General features: G+C 71.5%; 21 protein-coding genes and 3 tRNA genes. 20 read left to right on the top strand and 4 right to left on the bottom strand.

What is annotated here, in order from left to right:
• Positions 1-4 precede the first annotated feature (4 nt).
• The 3 genes from MUN74_RS12815 to MUN74_RS12825 all read right to left on the bottom strand — a co-directional run bounded on the left by MUN74_RS12815 (position 5) and on the right by MUN74_RS12825 (position 348).
• A tRNA-Phe gene (locus tag MUN74_RS12815) sits at positions 5-77 on the bottom strand.
• 71 nt (positions 78-148) lie between these two features.
• A tRNA-Asp gene (locus MUN74_RS12820) sits at positions 149-222 on the bottom strand.
• A 53-nt stretch (positions 223-275) separates the two neighbouring features.
• Positions 276-348: transfer RNA gene (locus MUN74_RS12825), tRNA-Glu, on the bottom strand.
• A gap of 291 nt (positions 349-639) precedes the next feature.
• Between MUN74_RS12825 and MUN74_RS12830 the strand changes: the two genes are divergently transcribed.
• Positions 640-1,938 carry a M23 family metallopeptidase gene (locus MUN74_RS12830; protein WP_244852682.1) on the top strand — a complete coding sequence of 433 codons (1,299 nt, stop codon included), beginning with the start codon at positions 640-642 and terminating at the stop codon, positions 1,936-1,938.
• Positions 1,931-3,268 carry a C40 family peptidase gene (locus tag MUN74_RS12835; protein ID WP_244852684.1) on the top strand — a complete coding sequence of 446 codons (1,338 nt, stop codon included), beginning with the start codon at positions 1,931-1,933 and terminating at the stop codon, positions 3,266-3,268. The genes MUN74_RS12830 and MUN74_RS12835 overlap by 8 nt, the downstream gene beginning before the upstream one ends.
• A gap of 187 nt (positions 3,269-3,455) precedes the next feature.
• Here the strand turns inward: MUN74_RS12835 and ppa are convergent, their stop codons facing one another.
• The gene (ppa, locus tag MUN74_RS12840; RefSeq protein WP_157423136.1) at positions 3,456-3,941 is read right to left on the bottom strand and encodes an inorganic diphosphatase; all 486 of its coding nucleotides are present in this window, start codon (positions 3,939-3,941) and stop codon (positions 3,456-3,458) included.
• A gap of 80 nt (positions 3,942-4,021) precedes the next feature.
• Here ppa and tilS point away from each other — a divergent pair, with 80 nt between their 5' ends.
• The 18 genes from tilS (at position 4,022) to cls (ending at position 20,595) form a co-directional block, all read left to right on the top strand.
• Positions 4,022-5,107: a tRNA lysidine(34) synthetase TilS gene (gene tilS / locus MUN74_RS12845; RefSeq protein ID WP_244852685.1), complete on the top strand. Its 1,086-nt coding sequence runs from the start codon at positions 4,022-4,024 to the stop codon at positions 5,105-5,107.
• A 100-nt stretch (positions 5,108-5,207) separates the two neighbouring features.
• Complete coding sequence (hpt, locus tag MUN74_RS12850) at positions 5,208-5,759, top strand: hypoxanthine phosphoribosyltransferase (RefSeq protein WP_244852687.1); 552 nt, start codon at positions 5,208-5,210, stop codon at positions 5,757-5,759.
• A gap of 27 nt (positions 5,760-5,786) precedes the next feature.
• The gene (locus tag MUN74_RS12855; protein ID WP_244852689.1) at positions 5,787-7,550 is read left to right on the top strand and encodes an MFS transporter; all 1,764 of its coding nucleotides are present in this window, start codon (positions 5,787-5,789) and stop codon (positions 7,548-7,550) included.
• Between the two features lie 31 nt (positions 7,551-7,581).
• Positions 7,582-8,289 carry a DUF2652 domain-containing protein gene (locus MUN74_RS12860; RefSeq protein WP_244852691.1) on the top strand — a complete coding sequence of 236 codons (708 nt, stop codon included), beginning with the start codon at positions 7,582-7,584 and terminating at the stop codon, positions 8,287-8,289.
• 117 nt (positions 8,290-8,406) lie between these two features.
• Positions 8,407-10,425, top strand: coding sequence for an ATP-dependent zinc metalloprotease FtsH (ftsH, locus tag MUN74_RS12865; protein ID WP_244852693.1), 2,019 nt, complete (start codon positions 8,407-8,409; stop codon positions 10,423-10,425).
• A gap of 40 nt (positions 10,426-10,465) precedes the next feature.
• Positions 10,466-11,059 carry a GTP cyclohydrolase I gene (folE, locus tag MUN74_RS12870; protein WP_244852694.1) on the top strand — a complete coding sequence of 198 codons (594 nt, stop codon included), beginning with the start codon at positions 10,466-10,468 and terminating at the stop codon, positions 11,057-11,059.
• Positions 11,060-11,117: 58 nt separating this feature from the next.
• Positions 11,118-11,909 carry a dihydropteroate synthase gene (gene folP, locus MUN74_RS12875; RefSeq protein WP_370647295.1) on the top strand — a complete coding sequence of 264 codons (792 nt, stop codon included), beginning with the start codon at positions 11,118-11,120 and terminating at the stop codon, positions 11,907-11,909.
• A complete protein-coding gene (folB, locus tag MUN74_RS12880) occupies positions 11,902-12,276 on the top strand; it encodes a dihydroneopterin aldolase (protein WP_244852697.1) in 375 nt (124 codons plus the stop codon). Before folP ends, folB begins: the two co-directional genes overlap by 8 nt.
• Complete coding sequence (gene folK, locus MUN74_RS12885; protein ID WP_244852699.1) at positions 12,273-12,758, top strand: 2-amino-4-hydroxy-6-hydroxymethyldihydropteridine diphosphokinase; 486 nt, start codon at positions 12,273-12,275, stop codon at positions 12,756-12,758. Before folB ends, folK begins: the two co-directional genes overlap by 4 nt.
• Positions 12,755-13,225 carry a DUF3180 domain-containing protein gene (locus MUN74_RS12890; protein ID WP_244852701.1) on the top strand — a complete coding sequence of 157 codons (471 nt, stop codon included), beginning with the start codon at positions 12,755-12,757 and terminating at the stop codon, positions 13,223-13,225. Before folK ends, MUN74_RS12890 begins: the two co-directional genes overlap by 4 nt.
• Entirely contained in the window at positions 13,218-13,829 is a 612-nt protein-coding gene (locus MUN74_RS12895) for a PH domain-containing protein (RefSeq protein ID WP_244852702.1), read from the top strand. Before MUN74_RS12890 ends, MUN74_RS12895 begins: the two co-directional genes overlap by 8 nt.
• The gene (locus MUN74_RS12900; RefSeq protein WP_244852703.1) at positions 13,826-15,547 is read left to right on the top strand and encodes a PH domain-containing protein; all 1,722 of its coding nucleotides are present in this window, start codon (positions 13,826-13,828) and stop codon (positions 15,545-15,547) included. Before MUN74_RS12895 ends, MUN74_RS12900 begins: the two co-directional genes overlap by 4 nt.
• Positions 15,537-16,289 carry a Rossmann-like and DUF2520 domain-containing protein gene (locus tag MUN74_RS12905; RefSeq protein ID WP_244852704.1) on the top strand — a complete coding sequence of 251 codons (753 nt, stop codon included), beginning with the start codon at positions 15,537-15,539 and terminating at the stop codon, positions 16,287-16,289. The genes MUN74_RS12900 and MUN74_RS12905 overlap by 11 nt, the downstream gene beginning before the upstream one ends.
• The gene (gene panC, locus MUN74_RS12910) at positions 16,286-17,161 is read left to right on the top strand and encodes a pantoate--beta-alanine ligase (protein WP_370647296.1); all 876 of its coding nucleotides are present in this window, start codon (positions 16,286-16,288) and stop codon (positions 17,159-17,161) included. Before MUN74_RS12905 ends, panC begins: the two co-directional genes overlap by 4 nt.
• 87 nt (positions 17,162-17,248) lie before the next feature.
• Positions 17,249-18,766 carry a lysine--tRNA ligase gene (gene lysS / locus MUN74_RS12915; RefSeq protein WP_244852705.1) on the top strand — a complete coding sequence of 506 codons (1,518 nt, stop codon included), beginning with the start codon at positions 17,249-17,251 and terminating at the stop codon, positions 18,764-18,766.
• Positions 18,767-18,788: 22 nt separating this feature from the next.
• Complete coding sequence (locus tag MUN74_RS12920; RefSeq protein ID WP_244852706.1) at positions 18,789-18,926, top strand: hypothetical protein; 138 nt, start codon at positions 18,789-18,791, stop codon at positions 18,924-18,926.
• Positions 18,927-18,941: 15 nt separating this feature from the next.
• Positions 18,942-19,118 (top strand): hypothetical protein, encoded by a 177-nt coding sequence (locus MUN74_RS12925; protein ID WP_231430020.1) that lies wholly within the window; start codon positions 18,942-18,944, stop codon positions 19,116-19,118.
• Between the two features lie 4 nt (positions 19,119-19,122).
• On the top strand, positions 19,123-20,595 hold the full coding sequence (gene cls, locus MUN74_RS12930) for a cardiolipin synthase (protein ID WP_244852707.1): 1,473 nt from the start codon (positions 19,123-19,125) through the stop codon (positions 20,593-20,595).
• The last annotated feature ends 42 nt before the right edge of the window (positions 20,596-20,637 follow it).

Here is a 20,637-nt window from a genome sequence, read left to right on the forward strand (position 1 = left end):
ACTGTGGCTCCGACCGGCATCGATCCGGTGACCTTTCGATTTTCAGTCGAACGCTCTACCAACTGAGCTACAGAGCCTCGAAGCGCTGAAAGCGCCTCGATAAGGAGAAAGCCCCTTCTCTCGTAAGGGAAAGGGCTTGTCGCCTGAGCGACCCTGACGGGACTTGAACCCGCGACCTCCGCCGTGACAGGGCGGCACGCTAACCAACTGCGCCACAGGGCCTCGTGTGTGAGAAATCTCACTGAGACTATTCAATTGTAACTTGCCGTATTCAGTGACCCCAACGGGATTCGAACCCGTGCTGCCGCCGTGAAAGGGCGGTGTCCTAGGCCACTAAACGATGGGGCCGGAGGTCGTGCCTGGGGCGCGACCGCCGAGAGCCAAGCATACGTGCTGATTCGCGAGAGTGCAAAACGAGCGGTCGGATGCCGCGTGGCCGGTGTTTCGCGGGGGCTGACGTGCACTCCTCAACGAGGCAGACGAGCGTAGCGGCATCCTCGGACATGCCCTCCAAATCCCCGGAATCCGCTCACCCCGTGCCTATCGTGAAGGCTGCTGCCAGTGCCTGGAATCGCCGGTGCCTGGAATCGAGAGAGCGAGGAGCGCGGGGAACCCGAGGCCCGCGTGGACGGGGAAACCATGATCCGCACCACACCACGAACGAGCGCCGTACGACGGCTGCTGGCCGGCGCCCTGCTCGCCTCGGTCGCCGTCGTGGGAGCCGTCGCGGCACCGCAGGCCGCCATGGCCGCCGACTATCCGACGTGGGACGAGGTCGAGCAGGCGAAGGCCGACACCGCGGCCGGCGCCGCCGCGGTCGAAGAGATCACGGGACTCATCAGCCAGCTCGAGGTGAACGTCGCCGAGACGAGAGCCGAGGCCGAGCGGCGCACCGACGAGCTCATGGTCGCGCAGCAGAAGTACGACGACGCGGTCACGAAGGCGAACCGCATCCAGGCCGAGGCCGACGCCTCGAAGAAGGAGGCCGACGAGGCCGAGCGCAACGCCGGCCAGGTCGCGGCACAGCTCTATCGCAGCGGGGCGGGCGACCTCAGCGTCAACCTCTTCCTCGAGGCGGGCGACGCGAAGTCGACCGACGCGCTGCTGTCGAAGCTCGGCAGCATGAACCAGATGGTCGAGCGTTCGAGCGAGGTGTACCGGCTCGCGCAGGAGAAGCAGAACGCGGCGGCGTCGCTCGGCGCCCAGGCCGAGGTCGCGAAGGCCGAGCGCGAGAAGCTGCGCGTCGCGGCCGAGGAGGCGCTGCGCGCCGCACAGGAGGCGCAGGCTGCGGCGGAGGCGGCACTCGCCGAATCCCAGGCGCGCAAGACCGAGCTCGAGGCGCAGCTGAAGTTCCTGAAGGACGCCGAGGCGAAGACGACGAAGGCGTACGAAGAGGGCGAGCGCAAGCGCAAGGAAGAAGAGGAGCGCCGCCGCAAGGAGGAGGAGCGCAAGCGCCGGGAGGCTGCGGCCGCGGCGGCAGCCGGCGGCGGGGGCGGCAGCGCCGGCGGTGTCGTCACCTCGGGCTGGGCGCTGCCCGCGTCGGGCTGGATCTCGGGCGACTACGGTCCTCGCGAGGTCATCTGCGAGAACGGCTACTGCTCGAACTCGTTCCACTACGCGACCGACATCGCGACCGGATGCTGGGCGCCGATCTACGCGGCGAACAGCGGCACGGTCACCTACTCGGGCTGGTCGGGCAGCTACGGCAACTTCGTGAAGATCGACCACGGCGGCGGCATCTCGACGGGTTACGCGCACATCGTCGACGGGGGCCTGCTCGTCGGATACGGCCAATGGGTGTCGGCCGGCCAGCAGATCGCCTGGACCGGCACGACCGGCGCCTCGACCGGGTGTCACCTGCACTTCGAGGTCTACGACGGCTGGAGCCGCATCGACCCGGTGCCGTTCATGGCTGCACGGGGTGTCTACATTGGCTGAGCAGCGCACCGGGCCGGTCGCCCGCACCACGGGTGTGGTGCTGTCGGCGATGGCGGTGACCGCGTCGGTCGGCCTCGTGGGCCAGTCGGCGGCGGCCGACCCCGACTACCCGTCGTGGGGCGAGATCGAGCAGGCCAAGCAGAACGAGTCGACGAAGCAGGCCGAGATCGATCGGCTCGGCGGGCTCATCGCCGGGTTGCAGGCGACGGCGGATGCCGCGATCGAGGTCTCGATGAAGGCCGACGAGGCGTACCGCCAGGCCGTCGACGCCCGCGACGCGGCGCTCGCGCGCGAGACCTCCCTCGCCCGGCAGGCCGACGAGGCCGAGGCGGTCGCCGAGATCTCCAAGATGCGTGCGGGGCTCATCGCCGCACACCTCGCCCGTTCGGGCGGCGGCGATCTCACGAGCGAGCTCATGTTCGCACCCGACCGGGCCGACGACCTGCTGCACCAGCTCGGCACCGCGGCGAAGATCGGCGAGCAGGCGCAGGGGCTCTACGAGCAGGCGCGAGCCGACCGCAACTCGGCGGACTCGCTGCGCGAGCAGGCGCAGGAGGCGGCCGACGAACGCGAGCGTCTCGCCGGCGTCGCGGAGGCGCGTGCCGACGAGGCCCGCTCGGCCGCCGATGCGGCCACGGCCGCGGTCGCCGACGCCGAGCAGCGCTCGGTCGAGCTCTACGCGCAGCTCGCCTCGCTCAAGGACACGACCGCGGAGCTCGAGCGCGAGCGCGTGGAGGGGCAGGCCCGCGAGGCGGCCCAGGCCGCGCTCGAGGCGCAGGAGCGCAAGGACCGTGAGGAGCGCGAGCGCGCGCAGCGAGAGCAGGACGCCCGCGACGATGCGGCGTCGGGAGGTTCCGGCGGCGGCTCAAGTGGCTCCGGCGGCGGCTCGGGCGGCGGAGCACCCGCACCCGCGCCGCCACCCGCTCCTGCCCCGCCCCCGGCACCCGCACCCCCGAACCGCAGCGCGGTCGAGTCGGCCATCTGGTTCGCGAGTCAGCAGCTCGGCGAGCGCTACGTGCTGGGCGGTGCCGGCCCCGACGTATGGGACTGCTCGGGCCTCACCAAGGGCGCCTACGCGTACGCGGGCATCGGCATCGGCACGCACTCGGCGACGAACCAGTACTACACGCTCGCGGGGCGCGGCAAGGCCGTGCCGCTCGGCAGCATCGAGCGCGGCGACCTGCTGTTCTGGGGCTCGGGCGGCGACTACTACCACGTCGCGATCTACCTCGGCGGCGGCCGCATCCTCGAGGCGCCCCGAGAGGGCGTGCCCGTGCGCGAGTACTTCATCTGGGGCAGCCCGTCGGCGGCGGCGCGGCCCGCGGGCTGACGTCTGCCGTGGGTTGAGGAGCGACGACGGCGGTGGATTGAGGAGGCGCGCCAGCGCCGTCTCGAAATCAGCGTCTCGAAACCCGGTCATGCGAGGGGTTTCGAGACGTCGCTGCGCTCCTCCTCAACCCACGTGGTACGCGAAAGGGGGGCGAGCCGATGGCTCGCCCCCCTTTCGAATGCGGTGATCAGTGACCGGGGAAGGCCTCGATCGCCTTCTGGATGAGCGCCTCGGCCTCGGCCGCGTTCGCCCAGCCCTCGGTCTTGACCCACTTGCCGGGCTCGAGGTCCTTGTAGTGCTCGAAGAAGTGCTCGATCTCCTTGCGCGTGTACTCGGGGATCGAGTCGACGTCCTGGATGTGGTTCCAGCGCGGGTCGCCCGCGGGCACCGCGATGACCTTGGCGTCGCCGCCGCCGTCGTCGGTCATGTGGAACACGCCGACCGGGCGCACCTTGACGCCGACACCCGGGAACAGCGGGTACTCGAGCAGCACGAGCACGTCCAGCGGGTCGCCGTCGTCGCCGAGGGTGTTCTCGAAGAAGCCGTAGTCGGTCGGGTAGACGAACCCGGTGTAGAGCACGCGGTCGAGGAAGACCCGGCCGGTCTCGTGGTCGACCTCGTACTTGTTGCGGCTCCCCTTGGGGATCTCGATGACGGCGTTGTACTCGCCCATGCTCTCTCCTTGTGATGAAGTCTGCGCTGTCGCAACAGCTCGGCCGGGCGCACGGCGCGCGGCGGAATAAGGTTACCCCGATGACTTCAGACGACCACTCGCTGCCTGAGCCCGTCGAAGGGGCCTCGGGCCCACGCCGCCCCCGACTCACCCCGCCGATCGCCGACGTGCGCCGCGCGGTGCGCGCAACCGTCGGTCGAGTAGCGGAGCGTATCGAGACCACCGGCAACCCGCCCCTCGTCCTCGTCGCCCTCTCGGGCGGCGCCGACTCGCTCGCGCTCGCCGCGGCGACGGCGTTCGAGGCGCCCCGCTCGGGACTGCGGGCCGGTGCGGTCGTCGTCGACCACGGTCTGCAGGCGGGGTCGGCGGATGCGGCTGAGCGAGCCGCCCGCGCGGCCCGCGAGCTCGGGCTCGGCCCCGTCGTGGTGCGGCGCGTCGAGGTGACGGCGGGCGCGGGCCCCGAGGCATCCGCCCGCGAGGCCCGGTACGCCGCGCTCGACGAGGTCGCCCGCGAGACGTCGGCAGCGCTCGTGCTGCTCGGCCACACGCTCGACGACCAGGCCGAGACGGTGCTGCTCGGGCTCGCCCGTGGAGCGGGAGCGGCGAGCCTGTCGGGCATGGCACCAGTGTCGGGCCGCTACGCGCGACCGCTCCTCGGCATCCGCCGGGCGACGACCCGTCAGGCCTGTCTCGACGCCGGACTCGAGCCGTGGGACGACCCGCACAACCTCGATCCCGCGTACGCGCGCGTGCGGGTGCGCGAGCGGGTGCTGCCCGTGCTCGAGGCCGAGCTCGGGCCCGGCATCGCCGAGGCGCTCGCCCGCACCGCCGACCAGCTGCGCGAGGACGAGGCGGCGTTCGACGAGCAGATCGAGGAGTTCATCGAGGAGATCTGCGAACCCGCCGAGGCCGGCATCGCCGTGTCGGTCGCCGCGCTCGCCGCGAACCCGGCGGCGCTCAGGCAGCGCATCATCCGACACGTCGTCGCGAGCGAGTTCGGGGTGTCGCTCAGCCGCGTGCAGACCCTCGAGGTCGCCCGGCTCGTCACCGACTGGCATGGGCAGGGCCCCATCGACCTGCCCGGGGGAGCGCTCGCGACCCGCGCCGGGCAGCACCTCGTCTTCTCGACGACGGGCTCGACCGAGGTGCTGCCGCACGAGCACTGAATCGGTCGGTCGAGTAGCGAAGCGTATCGAGACCACCGTCGACGTGGTCTCGATACGCGCTTCGCGCTACTCGACCGACGAGCCGCATAGGATTTACCGCATGGATGCGCGCGAGATTCAGGCCGACCTCACCGAGACCCTCGTCACCGAAGCCGAGATCCACGCGAAACTGGCCGAGCTCGCCCGGCAGATCGAGGCCGACTACGACGGCAAGGACCTGCTGCTCGTCGGCGTGCTGAAGGGCGCCGTCATGGTGATGGCCGACCTCGCGCGCGAGCTCAAGGCGCACGTCAACATGGACTGGATGGCGGTCTCGTCGTACGGCGCAGGCACGCAGTCGTCGGGCGTCGTCCGCATCCTGAAAGACCTCGACGCCGACCTCACGGGCCGCCACGTGCTCATCGTCGAGGACATCATCGACTCGGGTCTCACCCTCAGCTGGCTGCTCGGCAATCTCGAGTCGCGCGGCGCCGAGTCGGTCGAGATCTGCGCGCTGCTGCGCAAGCCCGACGCGGCCAAGGTCGAGGTCGACGTGAAGTACCTCGGCTTCGACATCCCGAACCAGTTCGTCGTCGGCTACGGGCTCGACTACGCCGAGCGCTACCGCAACCTGCGCGACGTCGCGATCCTCGCGCCGCACGTCTACAGCTGAGGGCTGCCCACGCCCTAGAGTCATCCCATGGGCGAGGGCGGCCGCCGGAGCAGACTGCGTGACGCTGCCGCTGCCTTCGCGTCGAACGCGCGCAACCCGGCGCTGCGCCGGGCCCAGCTGAGCTTCCTCGGCGCGTGGACCGCCGAGTGGGCGTTCACCGTCGCCCTCGGCATCGTCGCGTACCGCGACGGCGGTGCGGCCGCGCTCGGGCTCGTCGGCTTCCTCCGCATGGTGCCGTCGGCGATCCTCGCGCCGCTGCTCTCGCCGATCGCCGACCGGGGCAGGCGCGAGCGCGTGCTCATCCTCGTCTCGACCGTGCGCGGGGCCGCGACCGCCGCGGCCGCGGTCATCGTCGCGGTCGCCGGCCCGCCCGCCGTCGTCTACGTACTCGCGATCGTCTCGACGATCGCCGCGACGCTCTACCGGCCGGCGCACTCCGCCCTGCTGCCCTCGCTCTGCCGCACGGGCTACGAGCTCGCGAGCGCGAACATGGTGCGTGGCCTCCTCGACTCGGCCGCGACGCTCGTCGGCCCCCTCGTCGCCGCCGTGCTGCTGCAGTTCACGGGGGTCGACGTCGTGTTCGCGGTCGCGGCCGCCGCCTCCTTCGCCGCCGCCGGGCTGCTCGTGGGACTGCGCTACGAGGCGCCGCCGCGACCTGCCGCGCCGAAGCGGCCGAACCTCGCCGTCGAAGCCGTCGAGGGGTTGAAGGCCGCGGCCTCGAACCGCGACCTGCTGCTCATCCTCGGACTCGCCGCCGCACAGGCGCTCACGCGGGGGGCCCTCACGGTGCTCTCGGTCGTCGTCGCGATCGAGCTGCTCGGCACCGGCGAGCCCGGGGTCGCGGCGATCATGACGGCGGTCGGCATCGGCGCCGTGCTCGGCTCGCTCGCGGCATCCCTGCTCGTCGGCACGGCGCGGCTCGGCGCCTGGTTCGCGGTCGGCGTCGCGCTCTGGGGGCTGCCGCTCGCGCTCATCGGGCTCGTGCCGCAGCAGGCCGCCGCGCTCGGCCTGATCGCGTTCATCGGTGTGGGCAACTCGCTCATCGACCTCGCGGGCTTCACGCTCATCGGCCGGCTCGCGCCCGACGAGGTGCTCGCCCGCGTGTTCGGCGTGCTCGAGAGTGTCGTCGCCGTGTTCATCGGCATCGGCGCGCTCGTCGCGTCGACCCTCGTCGACCTCGCCGGCATCCAGCCCGCCCTCATCGCGATCGGGCTCGTCTGCCCCGTGCTCGCGGTCGTCTCGTGGCGGCGCCTCCGCCGGCTCGACCGCACCGTCGACGCGCTCGACGGCGACGTCGCCCTGCTCAGGCGGGTGCCGATGTTCCGCACGCTGCCGCTGCCCGCGGCCGAGCAGCTCGCCCGCGGGCTCGAGCCGGCGGCGACGTTCGCCGACGGCGACGCCGTGTTCCGGCAGGGCGAGGTGGGTGACCGCTACTACCTGATCGAGCACGGCGCGGCCGACGTGGTCGGCGACGGGCGGGTGGTCGCGACCCTCGCGCCGGGCGACGGCTTCGGCGAGATCGCGCTGCTGCGCAGGAGCCGCCGCACCGCGACCGTCGTCGCCGACGGTGCGCTCACGGTGCGGGCGCTGACCTCCGACCGATTCCTGCCCGTCGTGCTCGGCTACACGCCGAGCGCGCAGCAGGCCGCCGCCGACGTCGACGCGCGCCTCGGGCGCTTCGAGCCGGCCGACGAGGCATCCCCGCCGGACGCGGACGGAGCCCAAGCATCGGCTGCCGACGGAGCCCAGGCGCCCGACGATCCGCGGGACACCCCCGGTTCGCGGGGTTGATGCCGGCCCTGAAGGATGCGAGCCTGTGCAGATGGAGTCCGGCAGGGCGGTGCTGCTGATCGCCGACATCGGGGGCTACACCGACTACATGAGCTCCCATCGCTTCAGCCTCGCGCACGCCGAGGTCAACACCGCGCGCATGCTCGAGAAGATGATCGACGCGGCCCCCGGCTACGACCTCATCGAGATCGAGGGCGATGCCGCGTTCCTCTCGCGGTCGGCCGACGGACGCGATCCCGAGGCCGAGGTCGCCGAGATCCTGCGCGTCGCGGTCGCGATGCACCGCGCGTTCCACCTCGAACGCCAGAACGTCGCCGCGAACCTCTGCCCGTGCGCCGGCTGCAAGGAGGCGGCCGAGCTCAAGCTCAAGTTCGTCGCCCACGTCGGGGATGTCGCGACGCAGACGATCCGCGAGCGCATCAAGCTCGTCGGCATCGACGTCATCCACGTGCACCGAATGCTCAAGAACCCCGTCGAGATCCCCGAGTACGTGCTGCTGTCGGACGAGCTGCACGCGAGCGGCCCGGGCGCGCTGACGGTCGACGTGCACGAAATCTCGCAGGACCTCGAGGGCATCGGCACCGTGCGGGCCTACTTCGTCGACGTCGGCGACCTCGACGGCGACCTGCCGCCGCTGCCTGCGCCGTCGGTGCGGTCGCGTCTCGGGCGCACCTTCGCCGCCGCCGGCCTCGGCATGCCATACCTGCTGGGGATGCGGCGCCCGCGAGCCGTTCGCTGACCGCCGGGAGCGCTGCGCGCTTTCAGCGGCAGTGAACAATCGTCCGCTTCAAGCGCTGCGCGCTTTCAGCGAACAGGCAGCCGCCGCCCAGCGGCGCCGGGGTAGCCTTGCAAGATCATGAACATGAAGAAGGTCTTCCGCGGGCCGATCATCTACATCCTGCTCGCGATCGTCGCCGTGTGGATCGGGTCGAGCCTCATCACCGCCTCCGGTTTCAAAGAGGTGTCGACGCAGAAGGGCCTCGAGCTGCTGAGCGACGGCAAGGTCGCCGCCGTGAAGATCGTCGACGGCGAGAACCGCGTCGACCTCACCCTCGCCAAAGAAGACGAGAAGCTCGGCAAGCAGGTGCAGTTCTACTACGTGACGCCGCGCGGCACCGACATCGTCAACGCCGTCGACGACGCGAACCCGAAGGACGGCTACAACGACGAGGTGCCGCAGCCGAACTGGTTCATGTCGATGCTCGGCATCCTCCTGCCGCTGCTGCTCATCGGCGTCTTCTTCTGGATCATGCTGTCGGGCATGCAGGGCGGCGGCAACCGCGTCATGCAATTCGGCAAGTCGAAGGCGAAGCTCGTCTCGAAGGAGAGCCCGAAGGTCACGTTCGCCGACGTCGCGGGCGCCGACGAGGCCATCGAGGAGCTGCAGGAGATCAAGGACTTCCTGAAGGAGCCGGCCAAGTTCCAGGCCGTCGGTGCGCGCATCCCGAAGGGCGTGCTGCTCTACGGCCCTCCTGGCACCGGCAAGACGCTCCTCGCCCGCGCGGTCGCCGGCGAGGCCGGCGTGCCCTTCTACTCGATCTCGGGCTCCGACTTCGTCGAGATGTTCGTCGGCGTCGGTGCATCCCGCGTGCGCGACCTCTTCGACCAGGCGAAGCAGAACGCCCCGGCCATCATCTTCGTCGACGAGATCGACGCGGTCGGCCGTCACCGCGGCGCCGGCATGGGCGGCGGCCACGACGAGCGCGAGCAGACCCTCAACCAGCTGCTCGTCGAGATGGACGGCTTCGACCCCAAGACGAACGTCATCATGATCGCGGCGACGAACCGCCCCGACATCCTCGACCCGGCCCTGCTGCGCCCCGGCCGCTTCGACCGCCAGATCGGCGTCGACGCCCCCGACCTCAAGGGCCGCCAGCGCATCCTCGAGGTGCACTCGATGGGCAAGCCGCTCGCGAAGGGCGTCGACCTCGAGGTGCTCGCGCGCAAGACGCCGGGCTTCACGGGCGCCGACCTCGCGAACGTGCTCAACGAGGCCGCGCTGCTGACGGCGCGCTCGAACGCGCAGCTCATCGACAACCGCGCCCTCGACGAGGCGGTCGACCGCGTCATCGCCGGCCCCCAGCGCCGCACCCGCGTCATGAAGGACAAGGAGAAGCTCATCACGGCCTACCACGAGGGCGGCCACGCCCTCGCCGCGGCGGCGATGAACTACACCGACCCCGTCACGAAGATCACGATCCTGCCGCGCGGCCGCGCCCTCGGCTACACGATGGTCATGCCGCTCGAAGACAAGTACTCGATCACCCGCAACGAGCTGCTCGACCAGCTCACCTACGCCATGGGCGGCCGCGTCGCGGAGGAGATCGTCTTCCACGACCCGTCGACGGGTGCCTCGAACGACATCGAGAAGGCCACGGGCACCGCCCGCAAGATGGTCACCGAGTACGGCATGTCCGCGAACGTCGGCGCCGTGAAGCTCGGTCAGTCTTCGGGCGAGATGTTCCTCGGCCGCGACATGGGACACCAGCGCGACTACTCCGAGGGCATCGCCGAGAAGGTCGACGCCGAGGTGCGCACGCTCATCGAGCAGGCGCACGACGAGGCGTGGCAGGTGCTCAACGACAACCGCGACATCCTCGACAAGCTGGCCGCCGAACTGCTCGAGCACGAGACGCTCGACCACAACCAGATCGCCGAGATCTTCAAGGACGTCAAGAAGCTCCCCGAGCGCCCGCTCTGGCTCTCGAGCGACAACCGTCCGGTGAGCGACCTGCCGCCGATCAGCTTCCCGACCGAGAAGATGCCGATCGACTCGGGCGCCGTCGACGGCGGCGTCGACTCGGGCTCGACCCCGAGCGAGGAGCCGGCACCCGTGCGCACGCCGCGCTCGAACCCGCGCCCCGCCACTGCGTGAGCCGGTGCGAGGGCTGAGGCACAGACCCGAAGGGCGGCCCATGGCCGGAGTCGACACCGAACGCATCGAGCGGGCCGTGCTCGAGATCCTCCTCGCGATCGGGGAGGATCCGGCGCGTCCCGGCCTCGAACGGACGCCGCAGCGCGTGGCCGAGGCGTACGCCGAGTTCTTCGGCGGTCTCGACGTCGACCCGCTGTCGCACCTCGCCGACAGCGTGCCGCTCGGGTCGACCGAGGCCGGCGTGCCCGCGACGAGCGATGCCGTCGTGCTGCGCGACCTCTCGTTCCGCTCGGTGTGCGAGCACCACCTGCTGCCGTTCGTCGGCACCGCGCACGTCGCCTACCTGCCGGGCGACCGGGTCGTCGGCCTCGGCCGTATCCCCGCGGTCGTCGACACGCTCGCGCACCGCCCGCAGCTGCAGGAGCGGCTCGCCGAGGAGATCGCCGACACGCTCGTCGCAGGCCTCGACCCGAAGGGCGTGCTCGTCGTGCTCGACGCGCAGCATCGGTGCGTCACGACCCGGGGCTCGCGCCAGGAGCGCAGCTCCACCGTGACGATCGCGAGCCGCGGTGCGCTCGCCGAGCCCGTCGCCCGGGCCGAGATCATCGCGTTGATCGGTGCGCGCGATGGGTGACGGTGGTCTCGATACGGTCGCTTCGCTCCCTACTCGACCGACCTCTCGCCCGCTGGTCATGGGCGTCGTCAACGTCACGCCCGACTCGTTCAGTGACGGCGGGCGGTGGTTCGACGCGGACGCGGCGATCGCGCACGGCGTCGAGCTCGCCGAGCAGGGCGCCGACCTCGTCGACGTCGGCGGCGAGTCGACCCGCCCGGGCGCGGCACGGGTCGAACCCGACGAGGAGTTGCGCCGCGTCGTGCCCGTGATCCGGGAGCTCACGGCACGCGGCATCCGGGTCAGCGTCGACACGATGCGTGCGGCGACCGCACGGGCCGCCGTCGAGGCGGGCGCCGAGATCATCAACGACGTGTCGGCGGGCCTCGCCGACGAGGCGATGGCGAGCGTCGCGGCCGAGACCGGCGCACGCTACGTCGCGATGCACTGGCGCGGACACTCCGACCGCATGGACTCGCTCGCCGAGTACGGCGACGTCGCGGTCGAGGTGCGCGACGAGCTCGCGGCCCGCGTCGACGCGCTCGTCGCCGCGGGCGTCGCGGCCGACCGGATCATCCTCGACCCGGGCCTCGGCTTCGCGAAGCGGGGCGAGCAGAACTGGCAGTTGCTCGGACGACTCGACGTGCTCGCCGGGCTCGGCCTGCCGATCCTCGTCGGTGCGTCGCGCAAGCGCTTCCTCGGCGCGATGCTTCCAGAGGGGGCATCCGTCGCCGAACGCGACCTGCCGACCGCGGTCGTGAGCGTGCTCTCGGCGCAGGCCGGCGCGTGGGGGGTGCGGGTGCACGACGTCGTCGCCACGCGCCGCGCGCTCGACGTCCTCGGGGCGTGGCAGAGTGGACGACGTGGCTGAACCGCGACCCGACCGAATCACCCTCACGGGGCTGCGCGTGCGCGCCAACCACGGCGTCTTCGAGTTCGAACGCGTCGAGGGGCAGGAATTCGTGATCGACGTCTCGGTCGCGGTCGACCTCGCCGCCGCGGCGCGGGGCGACGACCTCGCGAGCACCGTGCACTACGGCGAGCTCGCCGAGCAGGTGGTCGCCGCCGTCGAGCGCGACCCCGTCGACCTCATCGAGACCGTCGCCGAACGCGTCGCGGGCGTCGCGCTCGGCTTCGCCGCCGTCGACGAGGTCGAGGTCACCGTGCACAAGCCGCAGGCGCCGATCACCGTGCCGTTCGGCGACGTCGCGGTCACGATCACGAGGCGCCGGGCATGAGCCGCGCCGTCGTCGCGTTCGGCGCGAACCTCGGCGACCGGGAGGCGACGATCGACGCCGCGGTGAGGGCGCTCGCCGACGCCGCGGGGGTCGAGCTCATCGCCGTGTCGCCGCTCTACGAGACGCCCGCGCTCAAGACGACCGGCGTCGACCACGACGCGCCCGGCTACCTCAACGGGGTGCTCGTGGTCGAGACCGTGCTCGATCCGCACGCCCTCCTCGACGTGCTGCAGCGCATCGAGCACGAGCAGGGCCGGGTGCGCGCCGAGCGCTGGGGCGACCGCACGCTCGACCTCGACCTCATCGACTTCGACGGCCTCGAGCTCGCCGACGAGCGACTCGAGCTGCCGCATCCGCGGGCTTGGCAGCGGGCGTTCGTGCTGCAGCCCTGGCTCGACGTCGACCCCGACGCCGTGCTGGCCGGTCGCGGCCCGGTGTCGGCGCTGCGGGCCGAGACCTCCGACGAGGTGGTGCGGCGATGAGGCGCACCCACTTCTCGACCGTGCTCGCATTCCTGCTCGGCGGGCTCGTCATCGGCTACCTGGGCGATCTGGCGATCGTGAGTGCGGGGTCGAAGGCACTCGTGCCGCCGATCTCGCTCGCGATCACCCTCGTCGGCGTCGCCGCGATCGTGGTCGCCCTCGCATGGCCGATCCGGCGGGCCGTCACGGGCAAGACCGTGCGTCGCATCGATCCGTTCCGCGCGATGCGCGTCGCCGTGCTCGCGAAGGCGTGCAGCCTGAGCGGTGCGCTCGTGCTCGGCATCGGGCTCGGCATCGCGTTCTTCCTGCTCACCCGCACCGTGATGCCGCCCGTGGGAGTCGTCTGGCAGGCGCTCGCGACCGCGATCGGCGCCGCGCTGCTGCTCGCCGGCGGGCTCATCGCCGAGTGGTGCTGCACCCTCCCGCCCGACGACCCCGACGAGAAGGAAGAGCACGCACATGCCTGAGCCCGAGGGTGCACCGGTCGAGGCGCCCGAGCCCGCGGCTCCGGCTGTCCCCGATGTTCCGGCTGGCGTCGAGGCGGCGCCCGCTGGCACACACGTGCCCGCGCCCGCCGCTGCGCCAGCCCTCGACGCCGCGCACGTGCCCGACGTCGAGTGGCGTCGCGTGTCGCCGAAGTACATCGTGGTCGAGGTCGTCGGCTCGCTCATCGGCATGGTCGTCTTCGTCGGCGCGCTCGTGGTCGTGCACCTGCTCTGGCAGCCCTGGTGGGCGCTCTGGGCGGCCGGCGCGGTAGCGCTCGTCTCGCTCATCGGCATCGCGCTCGAACCACGCCGTGTGCGCTCGATCGGGTACCGCCTGCGTGAGGACGACCTGCTCTTCCGGCGCGGCATCATGTTCCAGCGGCAGGTCGCGGTGCCCTACGGGCGCATGCAGCTCATCGACATCACCCGCGGCCCGGTGGCCCGTGCGCTCGGGCTCGCCGAGCTCAAGTTCGTCACCGCGGCGGCGTCGACCGCGGTGACGGTTCCCGGCATCCCGATGGAGGAGGCCGACCGGCTGCGAGACGAGCTCGTCGCCCTCGCCGAGACCCGCCGGGCGGGACTGTGAGCGCACCCGCGCGACCCGCGCCGGTGACGAACCTCGCCGACGGCGAGTGGCACCGACTGCACCCCGCCAGTCCCCTCCTGCGCGGCGGGCTCGTGTTCATCGCCGTGCTCGGCTTCGTCATCGCGAACCTCCGCGAGCGCGCGGTCGACCTGCTGCTCGCGATCTTCGCGCCCGAGGCCGGCGACGAGCTCGGGCCGCGCTACGAGGAGTGGCAGAACGACTGGGCGAACGACCCCGTCGGCGGCATCGTGTCGCACGGGCTCGTCGGCTGGGCCGTGCTGGCGGTCGCCGTCGTCATCATCGCCGTCATCATCGGCTTCTGGATGTCGTGGCGGATGCACACCTTCCGCGTGACGCGCGAGGCGGTCGAGGTGCGCCGCGGCATCCTCTTCAGGTCGCACCGAAGCGCCCGCCTCGACCGCATCCAGGGCATCAACGTCAACCGGCCGCTGTTCGCGCGGCTGTTCGGCACCGCGAAGCTCGAGGTCTCGGTCGCGGGGCAGTCGGGCAACGTCGAGCTCTCGTACCTCGGGTCGGCGCTCGCCGACGGCCTGCGCGCCGACATCCTGCGACTCGCCTCGGGCGTGCGCGCCGAGCGGGCGGCGGCGGATGCGGCGGCGGATGCGGCGGCCGGCAGGCCCACGACCCCTCCGGGTTCTGCCGCCAGTGCGCCCGAGGGGCCGGCCGAACTGCACCGCGCCGCCGTGAGCGCCCGCGCCGGTGCGCTCGTGAACCAGCGCGTCGACGAGTTCCTCGCACCCGAGCTCGATCCCCAGCTCGCCCCGCCCGAGTCGGTCGTGCACCTGCCGATCGCGCGGGTGGTCGGGTCGACGCTGCTCGGCGGATCGACGGTCTGGGCCATGATCCTCGTCGTCATCATCGCCGTCGGCGTCTCGACGGGGCAGGGCTGGGTGCTGTTCAGCTTCGTGCCCGCGGCGATCGGTCTCGTGAGCTACACGTGGTCGCGCATCACGAAGTCACTGCGGTACTCGATCGCGGGCACCCCCGACGGCGTGCGCATCGGGCACGGACTGCTGTCGACCGGCAACCAGACCATCCCGCCCGGGCGCATCCACGCGATCGAGGCGACGCAGTGGGTGTTCTGGCGCCCGTTCGGCTGGTGGTCGATCCGCATCAACGTCGCGGGTCACTCGGTCGCGAACTCGAACGAGGCCGCACAGCGCACGACGGTGCTGCCGGTCGGCACGGCCGCCGACGTGCATCGCGTGCTGGCCCTCCTGATCCCGGATGCCGCTGCCGAGGTCGATCCGCTCGTCGGCGCCGGCCTCACCGGTCGCGGCACGACGTCGGGATTCTCGGAGACCCCGCGGCGCGCCGCGTGGCTGCGACCGTTCTCGTGGCGCCGCATCGGCTGGGCCGCGGCCGACGGGGTCGCGCTCATCCGGCGCGGAGCGATCGTGCGCAGCCTCACCCTCGTGCCGCTCGCCCGCATGCAGTCGGTCGCGGTGTCGGCCGGCCCGATCGACCGTGCGCTGCGGCTCTCGGCACTGCGGCTGCACACCGTGACGGGTCCCGTGAGCGCCGTGCTGCCGGTCGTCGACCGCGACGAGGCGACCCGCCTGTTCGAGCGCCTCGCCGACGAGGCCGTCGCGCGAGCGGCGACCGACACGACGCACCACTGGGGTGCCGCGCCGCGGACGGCACCCGCGATCGCCGAATCCGCAACCGCGCCCGAGGAGACCCACGATGCCCGCTGAACGCGCAGGCCGACTCGGCGTCGGCACCATCGGCGCGGGGAGGGTCGGCGCCGTGCTCGCCGCCGCGCTCGGCGGAGCGGGGCATGCGCTCACGGGCGTCGCCGCCGTCTCGGAGTCGAGTCGCGAGCGCGCGAGCGTGATGCTGCCCGGCGTTCCGGTGCTCGAGGTGCCGCTCATCGTCGAGCGCAGCGAGCTCGTGCTGCTCGCCGTGCCCGACGACGAGCTCGAAGGTCTCGTCGCCGGACTCGCCGAGGCCGGCGTCTGGCAGCCCGGCCAGCTCGTGCTGCACACCTCGGCGCGGTTCGGCACCGGCGTCCTCGATCCCGCGAGGCGGGCCGGGGCGATCCCGCTGGCGGTGCACCCCGCGATGACGTTCACGGGCACGAGCATCGACCTCGCCCGGCTGCCGGGCACCTGGTTCGCGGTCACCGCACCGGCGCCCGTGCTGCCGATCGGGCAGGCGCTCGTGGTCGAGATGGGCGGCGAACCGTTCATCGTCGCAGAGGCCGATCGCCCGGCCTACGGCGACGCCGTCGACGCGGTCGTGTCGTTCTCGAGCGCGATCGTCGACCAGGCGAGCACGCAGCTCGACGCGATCGGCGTGCCGCGGCCGGGCGCCGTGCTCGCCTCGCTCGCGCGCAGCGCCGTCGAGAACGCGCTCGCCCGCCACGACGGCGGGCCGTTGCCCGAGGGTACGATCGACGAGGCCGCGTCCGACCGGCCGTCAGGAGGTGGCGCGTGAGCACGATCGAGGCTCGAGCCGACGGCACTCGCGTGGTCTCGACGATCGCCGAGCTTCGTGGCCTCGTCGCCGCCGAGCGTCGCGGCGGAGCATCCGTGGCGTTCGTGCCGACCATGGGCGCACTGCACGACGGCCATCTCGCGCTCGTCGCCCGCGCGCGCGAGCTCGCCGACCTCGTGATCGTGTCGATCTTCGTCAACCCCCTGCAGTTCGGCCCGGGGGAGGACCTCGACCGCTACCCGCGCACGCTCGACGCCGACGTCGCCGCGCTCGCGCCCCTCGGCGTCGAGTTCGTGTTCGCGCCCTCGACCGGTGAGATGTACCCCGACGGCCCGAGCTCGACGCGCGTCGTGGCGGGCGAGGTCGGCGGACTCTACGAGGGCGCCTCGCGTCCCGGTCACTTCGACGGCATGCTCACAGTCGTCGCCAAGCTCCTGCACATCGTCGCGCCCGACGTCGTCGTGTTCGGTCAGAAGGACGCGCAGCAGGTGTTCCTCGTGCGCCGCATGGTGCACGATCTCGACCTGCCGCTCGAGGTCGAGGTCGTGCCGACCGTTCGCGAGCCCGACGGGCTCGCGCTGTCGAGCCGCAACCGCTTCCTCGGCGCGGCCGAGCGCAGCACGGCGCTCGTGCTCTCGGAGGCGCTCGCCGCAGCCGCCGATGCCGCGTCCGACGGCGTCGACGAGGCGCTCGCCGAGGCGGTCGCCGCCTTCGGCGACCACGACGGCGCCGAGCTCGACTACTTCGTGATCGTCGACCCCGGCACCTTCCTGCCCGTCGCGGCGGATGCCTCGGGGCCGGCGCTCGCCCTCGTCGCCGCACGCGTCGGCGCGACCAGGCTCATCGACAACCGCCCGATCGAACTCGGCTGAATCCGCGCCCGGCGGGCGGCAAGTAGGCTGGTGCACGCACCCGCTGCCGCCCTGCGCGGCACTGCCCGCGCGCGACGAGAGAGAACGATGGCCGACGAGACGCCGAACCAGCCCGCCGAACCCACTGCCGAAGAGATCAGCGAGCAGAAGTCCGTTCGGCTCGCCAAGCGCGAGCGGCTGATCGGCGAGGCATCCGATCTCGGCGGCGGCGCCTACCCGGTGCGACTGCCGATCACGACGACGATCCCCGAGGTGCGCGACCGGTTCGTCGGCCTCGGCGTCGACGAGGCGTCGGGCGAGACGGTCGGCGTCGCGGGGCGCGTCGTGCACCTGCGCAACACGGGCAAGCTGTGCTTCGCGGCCCTGCAGTCGGGCGACGGCAGCCGCATCCAGGCGATGGTCTCCCTCGCCGAGGTCGGCGAGGAGTCGCTCGCGGCGTGGAAGGAGCTCGTCGACCTCGGCGACCACCTGTTCGTCTCGGGCGAGGTCATCACGAGCCGCCGCGGCGAGCTCTCGATCATGGTGAAGGAGTGGCGCATCGCGGCCAAGGCGATCCTGCCGCTGCCGAACCTGCACAACGAGCTGAACGAAGAGACCCGGGTGCGCTCGCGCTACCTCGACCTCATCGCCCGCGAGCAGGCGCGCCGCAACGTCATCGACCGCGCCAAGGTCAACGCGAGCCTGCGCCAGACCTTCACGAGCCTCGGCTTCATCGAGGTCGAGACCCCGATGCTGCAGGTCATGCACGGCGGCGCCTCGGCCCGCCCGTTCGTCACGCACTCGAACGCGTTCGACACCGAGCTGTACCTGCGCATCGCGCCCGAGCTCTACCTCAAGCGCGCGGTCGTCGGCGGCATCGAGCGGGTGTACGAGATCAACCGCAACTTCCGCAACGAGGGCGCCGACTCGACGCACTCGCCCGAGTTCGCGATGCTCGAGGCCTACGAGGCGTACGGCGACTACAACACGATCGCCGACCTCACCCAGAAGCTCATCCAGGACGCCGCGGTCGCCGTGTCGGGCTCGCACGTCGTGACGTGGGCCGACGGCACCGAGTACGACCTCGGCGGCGACTGGGACCGCATCTCGATGTACGGCTCGCTCTCGCAGGCGATCGCCGAGGAGATCACCCCCGAGACGCCGATGTCGCGCCTGAAGGAGCTCGCCGACGAGGCGGGCATCGAGGTCGACCACCCGATCCCCGGCAAGTACGTCGAGGAGCTCTGGGAGCACCACGTCAAGGGCGGGCTCGAGCGCCCGACCTTCGTCATGGACTTCCCCGAGGACACGTCGCCGCTCGTGCGCGGCCACCGGTCGATCGCCGGCGTCGTCGAGAAGTGGGACCTCTACATCCGCGGCTTCGAGCTCGCGACGGGGTACTCCGAGCTCGTCGACCCCGTCATCCAGCGCGACCGCTTCGTCGCCCAGGCGAAGCTCGCCGCCGGCGGCGACCCCGAGGCGATGCGCCTCGACGAGGAGTTCCTGCGCGCCCTCGAGTTCGGCATGCCCCCGTCGGGCGGCATGGGCATGGGCATCGACCGCCTGCTGATGGCCGTCACCGGCCTCGGTATCCGCGAGACGATCCTCTTCCCGCTCGTCAAGTGACCATCGAGTACGGATGCCGCCGGTGAACGACCGCCAGAACGACGAGAAGCCCGACCGCGAACCGCCCTCGAAGGCGCGCATCGTGATCTGGGTGGTGGTCGCGGCGATCGGCCTCTACCTCGTCGGCTCGGGGGTGTGGGGTCTTCTCACTCCGGGTTGATATCCTGATCGCACTATGAACGACTTCTGGGCGAATGCGATCTGGTCGCTCGCGCCGACCGTGCTCATCGGGCTCATCTTCTGGTTCGTGATGCGCGCCGTCATCCGCGCCGATCGCAACGAGCGCAAGGCGTACGCGCGCATCGAAGCCGAAGAGCGCGCCAAGATCGCCCGCGAGCACCCGGCCGCCTGACTGCATGAACGACGGCGTCTCGCAGACCACACTCGTCATCACGGTGGTCCTGTTCGTCGCCGATCTCGTCGTGCGCATCATCGCGATCATCGTGGTGCCGCGCAATCGACGCCCCACAGCGGGCATGGCGTGGCTGCTCGCGATCTTCTTCATCCCGTTCCTCGGGGTGCTGTTCTTCATGCTCATCGGCAATCCGAAGCTGCCGAGGCATCGACGGCGCAAGCAGGCCGAGGTGGATCGCTACATCCGCGAGTCGACGCACGGCGTCGAGCGGGTCAGTGACCCGCGGGCCTGGCCGAGCTGGTTCGACGGGGTCGTGCGGCTCAACCGCAACCTCGGGTCGATGCCGCTCATCGGGCAGAACAGCGCGAGCCTCATCGGCGACTACCAGGGCTCGCTCGACGCGATGACCGCCGCCGTGCGCAACGCGAAGCGGTACGTGCACGTCGAGTTCTACATCTTCGCGCTCGACGCGACGACCGCGCCGTTCTTCGATGCGCTCGGCGACGCGGTCGCCCGCGGCGTCGACGTGAAGGTGCTGCTCGACCACATCGCCTCGGCGAGGGTCGCGGGGTACCGCCGCACCCTCAAGCGCCTCGACCGGCTGGGCGTCCGGTGGCAGCTGATGCTCCCCGTGCAGCCGTGGCGCGGCAAGTACCAGCGGCCCGACCTGCGCAACCACCGCAAGATCCTCGTCGTCGACGGCGAGGTGGGGTTCATGGGGTCGCAGAACATCATCGACCGCAGCTACAACAAGCGGTCGAACCGGCGCCGCGGCCTCAAGTGGAAGGAACTCGTCGCCAGGGTCGAGGGCCCGATCGTCGCCGGCCTCGACGCGATCTTCGCGACCGACTGGTACCTCGAGACCGGTGAGGAGCCGGCCCGCGACCTCTCCGACGGGCTCGAGCAGCCCGGCGAGGCGCAGGACCTCGACTGCCAGGTCGTACCGAGCGGCCCGGGCTTCAGCAGCGAGAACAACCTCAAGCTCTTCCTCGCGCTGCTGTACGCGGCGAAGGAGAAGATCATCATCACGAGCCCGTACTTCGTGCCCGACGAGTCGATGCTCTACGCCATCAGCGGGGCGACGCAGCGCGGCATCCACGTCGAGCTGTTCGTGTCGGAGATCGGCGACCAGGCCCTCGTGTACCACGCGCAGCGCTCGTACTACGAGGCCCTGCTGCGTACCGGCGTGAAGATCTACCTGTACAAGGCGCCGTACATCCTGCACTCGAAGCACTTCACGATCGACGACGACGTCGCGGTCATCGGGTCGAGCAACATGGACATCCGCTCGTTCGAGCTCAACATGGAGGTGTCGATGCTCGTGCGCGGCGCCTCGTTCGTGCGCGAGATGCGCGCCGTCGAAGACGGCTACCGGCACGACAGCCGCGAGCTCACGCTCGAGGAGTGGATGCAGCAGCCGCTGCGCTCGACGGTGCTCGACAACCTCGCGCGGCTCACGTCGGCGCTGCAGTAGCGGGCAGGGGTCGGATGCCGCCCCGGATCGTCACCCGCGGCG

The sequence above is a fragment of the Agromyces sp. H17E-10 genome, assembly GCF_022919715.1.
Classification (GTDB): Bacteria; Actinomycetota; Actinomycetes; order Actinomycetales; family Microbacteriaceae; genus Agromyces.

Coding starts and splice junctions, on each gene's coding strand:
- MUN74_RS12830 (WP_244852682.1), top strand. CDS start 640: ATGATCCGCACCACACCACGAACGAGCGCCGTACGACGGCTGCTGGCC.
- ppa (WP_157423136.1), bottom strand. CDS start 3,941: ATGGGCGAGTACAACGCCGTCATCGAGATCCCCAAGGGGAGCCGCAAC.
- tilS (WP_244852685.1), top strand. CDS start 4,022: ATGACTTCAGACGACCACTCGCTGCCTGAGCCCGTCGAAGGGGCCTCG.
- hpt (WP_244852687.1), top strand. CDS start 5,208: ATGGATGCGCGCGAGATTCAGGCCGACCTCACCGAGACCCTCGTCACC.
- MUN74_RS12855 (WP_244852689.1), top strand. CDS start 5,787: ATGGGCGAGGGCGGCCGCCGGAGCAGACTGCGTGACGCTGCCGCTGCC.
- MUN74_RS12860 (WP_244852691.1), top strand. CDS start 7,582: ATGGAGTCCGGCAGGGCGGTGCTGCTGATCGCCGACATCGGGGGCTAC.
- ftsH (WP_244852693.1), top strand. CDS start 8,407: ATGAACATGAAGAAGGTCTTCCGCGGGCCGATCATCTACATCCTGCTC.
- folE (WP_244852694.1), top strand. CDS start 10,466: ATGGCCGGAGTCGACACCGAACGCATCGAGCGGGCCGTGCTCGAGATC.
- folP (WP_370647295.1), top strand. CDS start 11,118: ATGGGCGTCGTCAACGTCACGCCCGACTCGTTCAGTGACGGCGGGCGG.
- folK (WP_244852699.1), top strand. CDS start 12,273: ATGAGCCGCGCCGTCGTCGCGTTCGGCGCGAACCTCGGCGACCGGGAG.
- MUN74_RS12890 (WP_244852701.1), top strand. CDS start 12,755: ATGAGGCGCACCCACTTCTCGACCGTGCTCGCATTCCTGCTCGGCGGG.
- MUN74_RS12895 (WP_244852702.1), top strand. CDS start 13,218: ATGCCTGAGCCCGAGGGTGCACCGGTCGAGGCGCCCGAGCCCGCGGCT.
- MUN74_RS12905 (WP_244852704.1), top strand. CDS start 15,537: ATGCCCGCTGAACGCGCAGGCCGACTCGGCGTCGGCACCATCGGCGCG.
- lysS (WP_244852705.1), top strand. CDS start 17,249: ATGGCCGACGAGACGCCGAACCAGCCCGCCGAACCCACTGCCGAAGAG.
- MUN74_RS12925 (WP_231430020.1), top strand. CDS start 18,942: ATGAACGACTTCTGGGCGAATGCGATCTGGTCGCTCGCGCCGACCGTG.
- cls (WP_244852707.1), top strand. CDS start 19,123: ATGAACGACGGCGTCTCGCAGACCACACTCGTCATCACGGTGGTCCTG.